Origin of the sequence: Ohtaekwangia sp., from assembly GCF_036786105.1 — a bacterium.
Lineage (GTDB): Bacteria > Bacteroidota > Bacteroidia > Cytophagales > Cyclobacteriaceae > Ohtaekwangia.
The window spans coordinates 31,374-34,755 of record NZ_DAIQRQ010000056.1 but is presented as its reverse complement, the minus strand read 5'-3'; the positions used below and the strand labels follow the sequence as shown (position 1 = coordinate 34,755).

Genomic DNA, 3,382 nt, shown 5'->3' with positions numbered 1-3,382 from the left:
GCTGCGCCCACGACATATAGTCGCCTCCGCCAACCGTTTTTGTGTTGATAAACAATGTAGCCGATACGTGATACTTCTTTAGCAACGGCAATCCTCTTTCGTAGAATGATTTAAAAGCATCGTCAATCGTAATGACGGCTGTTTTCTTTGCGGGCTTATCGGATTGAAGGTAGGCTATTGCTTCCGAGAATGTAAGAAGTTGATAGTTGTTCTTGGTCAGGTATATAAGGTGATCTTCAAAATCTTTTACCGGTGTATTGGTAGAGGGATAGCGTGAATCGCCAAAGCGGTGATAGATAAAACAGACTACTTCTCTTTGATCGCCTGCTTCGGCAACATTCACTTCATCAGAAGCAGGCTTGCCTGAGCATGAAAGGATAAGCAATAAATACAATACAAGATGATTACGCAGCATGATACAACAAAACTAACAGATTAATCCTCCACCAGGTATTGTGGATCGATAGTATAACGATCAAACTGTTTAAGATTGTTGCGAAGGATAATTTTCTTCAACTGGTTAGTATAAGCAGCTCTGCGCTCGGAATAATTTTTTAGATGCGGCAGTAAGGCCAGCGGATCTTCGGTTTGCTTACGTGCCTCGCGCAAACTTCTGTATGAACGCGAGCGTGCCAGTATTTCGAAGTAATCAATCACCGACTTCGACATGTCAGGATAAGCGCGCACATAGATACGCTTATTTTTGCGGGTAAGCTTAGCCACCATACGCGACTCACGCGAGCTGAAAGACCAGACACCAAATAAATTATTGGCCTGCAGAAAAAATCGCGACTTGCCCCAACCGCTTTCTACAGCCGCCTGTGCTAATACTAAACTCGTGGGCAATGTGGTGGTACGAATAAGCAAGTCTTCTATATCTTTTGCGCGATAGCGATTGCGCATGTCTGCATAAAATATACTATCAACATCAGACCATTCTTCTTTTTCGCGCAGCTCAATAATGCGAATGCGGCGTTGCTCCATTTCATGCTTGGCCACAAGTATAGCAGGCAGCACAGCCGAAATAAATTTTGCTTTTGCTTTGCGGACCGGAAGTTTTTCGAGGCCTGATACATTGGTATATAGTAGCGGCTTTACCAAAGCATCGGCTACGAGCACGATCTGATCGATCGATTCTACTTTAACAACCTGCGTTTGCAAGTGCAAAGCCTTCTTCTCCTCGCAGCCGGTAATGGCAACAAGAAAAACAGATATGCAGATTACGAGCAGCGTTCGGTAGATATGAAGCGGTTTCATACTATTTACTACAAGTGACAAAAACGGACTTCTTTTCAGCGTTGCACAACGAAAGGTTTTGCAAGATACGGAATCTTTGGGATTTCAGTTTTGAACGAATGTGTTGGCGATAACCCTGTTATTCCTCGAGCTTTTTTATAATAGACGATGGCGTTACTTCCAGCACTTCAGCAATTTTAAACAACGTGGAGATTGTTGGCTGACGAAGTCCTCTTTCTAGAAGAGAAATGTAGGTTCTATCGAGATCACTTTGTATAGCGAGGTCTTCTTGCGTCAATCCTTTCTTATTTCGCAATTCCTTAAGAACAATACCAAACTTTACCTCGATGCTCTTCATTATCGGGTGAAGCTCAGAAACTTTAGAAAAAATGTTTGAAGACTATAGTCTGAATATTCAAAAACTATGTATTTTTAGACCACCAATTTGTGCGTCTCATTCAATTTTTCATTTATGATTAAATCAGAAGGTACCTCATTCAGCGAATTGAACATCGCCCTTATCAAACTTCCATCTTCCATTCAAACTATTATCTTCCTGCTGAAAGAAGATATCAAAAACCAGAAGCTCTTTAACAGCTTACGCGAAATTGGTTTGGAAGATTCTCCCTATCAATCAGACCTCTGCTCTGTAATTCTCCCGGCCATCGGTCTGGACAGCGACAATGATGAGACGATAAGTCTATATATAGCGTTATTGAAAAAGTACAGCGCAGCCAGCGAGCCTACTGTTACTTCATTTACTGAACAGGCATTTCATTTATATGCTGAACTCAGCAGCTTTAATAAGCAGGCAGAGTATGACAATCACCCAAATGGGTGAAAGTATATTTACGTAGACGGCATATCAGAAATTATTGCTATGCTTGCACCCTCTGGACTATGAAACTTTTTATTGCTTTATTTTTTGTCAGTTGCACCTGCCTCAAAGCCCAAACATTAAACTGGGAAGACATACGAGGTGAATGGATTTGTAAAGAAGCTGTACCATCGGGGGAAAAAATTCCCGCTCAAGAATTGAAGGGCATTGAAATCTTAAAGAAAGCCTTTATCAACTCAAGATTTGTATTCAAATCCGACAGCATCTTCAACCTTCAGTTCCCAAAAGGAAGTCATACGATACTGAATGATTTAAAATTTCTTAACGGTAAAAAATGGTATTTCTATCCCCAAGCTCAGATGGTTTCCATTGGTCCCTATAAGGAAAATATCATGCAGATTTACTTTAAAAAGGAAAAAGACACCACATTCTTCTTCATTTATGAAATGCCTTTGGCTCTACGCATGGAGAAACTTTAGCTGACTATATGCAACAATTTACTATAACTGAAGAAGGGCTTAAAAAGCTTCAAAAGAAAATTTTAACCTCAACAATTCCACTTTATCTTTTTTTATTACTGGTGATAGCAATTTTGTCTGGTGTTTTATCAGGTTCTGGAGTTAACAGCAGCGGCCTTATTTTATTGCTGATCTTTGTGCCCATTTTTACCATTACCATCTTTATCAATATAAAAAGGCAAAAAGCTGTATTATCCAGTTATCGTCTCACAATTACAGAGGATAGCATTACCCGAGAAATGCATAATACTCCTTCGATCGTTCTTCTTCATAAGAATATTCAGGAAATTGTAAAAAATGCCAATGGCTCCTTTGCAATTATTGCCGATAGCAAGATCAATGCGATTGGTGTGCCTCAATACATTGAGCGAAGCGAAGAACTTGAGCAACTACTTGTCTCTATAAAACCATTAAAAGTCAAAACCTCAACACCCTGGTACCAAAAATATCCGTTTGTTCTTCCCGTGACTATTATTGGATTGATCGGAGCTTCCTTCTACTCCAATAATCAGTATTTGCAAATAGTTGGAATCGCTGGTTTTGTAGCAACGTTGATCTTTGGCTTTATAGTAATTCAAAAAAGTAAAAACATTGATTTTAAATTGAAGCGCATGAGTTACTTTATGTTGATTCCAATTCTATCAATGCTTTATGCCCTGATAGTAAAGTTATCGGAATTGTAGTAGCACACAGTCGAACATAAGCACTATAAACCTTGAACTTCAAACCTTAAACCTTGAACTTTCAACTTAGTGCTTCTTAACACCCCTACTCTCCTTCAACCGCTTCA

The 3,382-nt window shown here is 39.7% G+C and carries 6 protein-coding genes; 3 read left to right on the top strand and 3 right to left on the bottom strand.

The window, feature by feature from the left end; genetic code table 11:
- The 3 genes from V7Q33_RS18680 to V7Q33_RS18670 form a co-directional block, all read right to left on the bottom strand.
- The coding region (locus tag V7Q33_RS18680; RefSeq protein ID WP_333820811.1) for a polysaccharide deacetylase family protein at positions 1-415 on the bottom strand (415 nt) is incomplete at its 3' end.
- Between the two features lie 20 nt (positions 416-435).
- Positions 436-1,257: a glucosaminidase domain-containing protein gene (locus V7Q33_RS18675; RefSeq protein WP_331978278.1), complete on the bottom strand. Its 822-nt coding sequence runs from the start codon at positions 1,255-1,257 to the stop codon at positions 436-438.
- A gap of 118 nt (positions 1,258-1,375) precedes the next feature.
- Positions 1,376-1,594, bottom strand: coding sequence for a helix-turn-helix domain-containing protein (locus V7Q33_RS18670; protein ID WP_333820810.1), 219 nt, complete (start codon positions 1,592-1,594; stop codon positions 1,376-1,378).
- A gap of 114 nt (positions 1,595-1,708) precedes the next feature.
- Between V7Q33_RS18670 and V7Q33_RS18665 the strand changes: the two genes are divergently transcribed.
- Genes V7Q33_RS18665 through V7Q33_RS18655 form a run of 3 tightly spaced genes read left to right on the top strand, consistent with a single transcriptional unit; the run spans position 1,709 to position 3,275 of the window.
- On the top strand, positions 1,709-2,077 hold the full coding sequence (locus V7Q33_RS18665; RefSeq protein ID WP_333820809.1) for a hypothetical protein: 369 nt from the start codon (positions 1,709-1,711) through the stop codon (positions 2,075-2,077).
- 59 nt (positions 2,078-2,136) lie between these two features.
- Positions 2,137-2,553 carry a hypothetical protein gene (locus V7Q33_RS18660; RefSeq protein WP_331978285.1) on the top strand — a complete coding sequence of 139 codons (417 nt, stop codon included), beginning with the start codon at positions 2,137-2,139 and terminating at the stop codon, positions 2,551-2,553.
- Positions 2,554-2,561: 8 nt separating this feature from the next.
- Complete coding sequence (locus tag V7Q33_RS18655) at positions 2,562-3,275, top strand: hypothetical protein (RefSeq protein WP_333820808.1); 714 nt, start codon at positions 2,562-2,564, stop codon at positions 3,273-3,275.
- Positions 3,276-3,382: the final 107 nt, after the last annotated feature.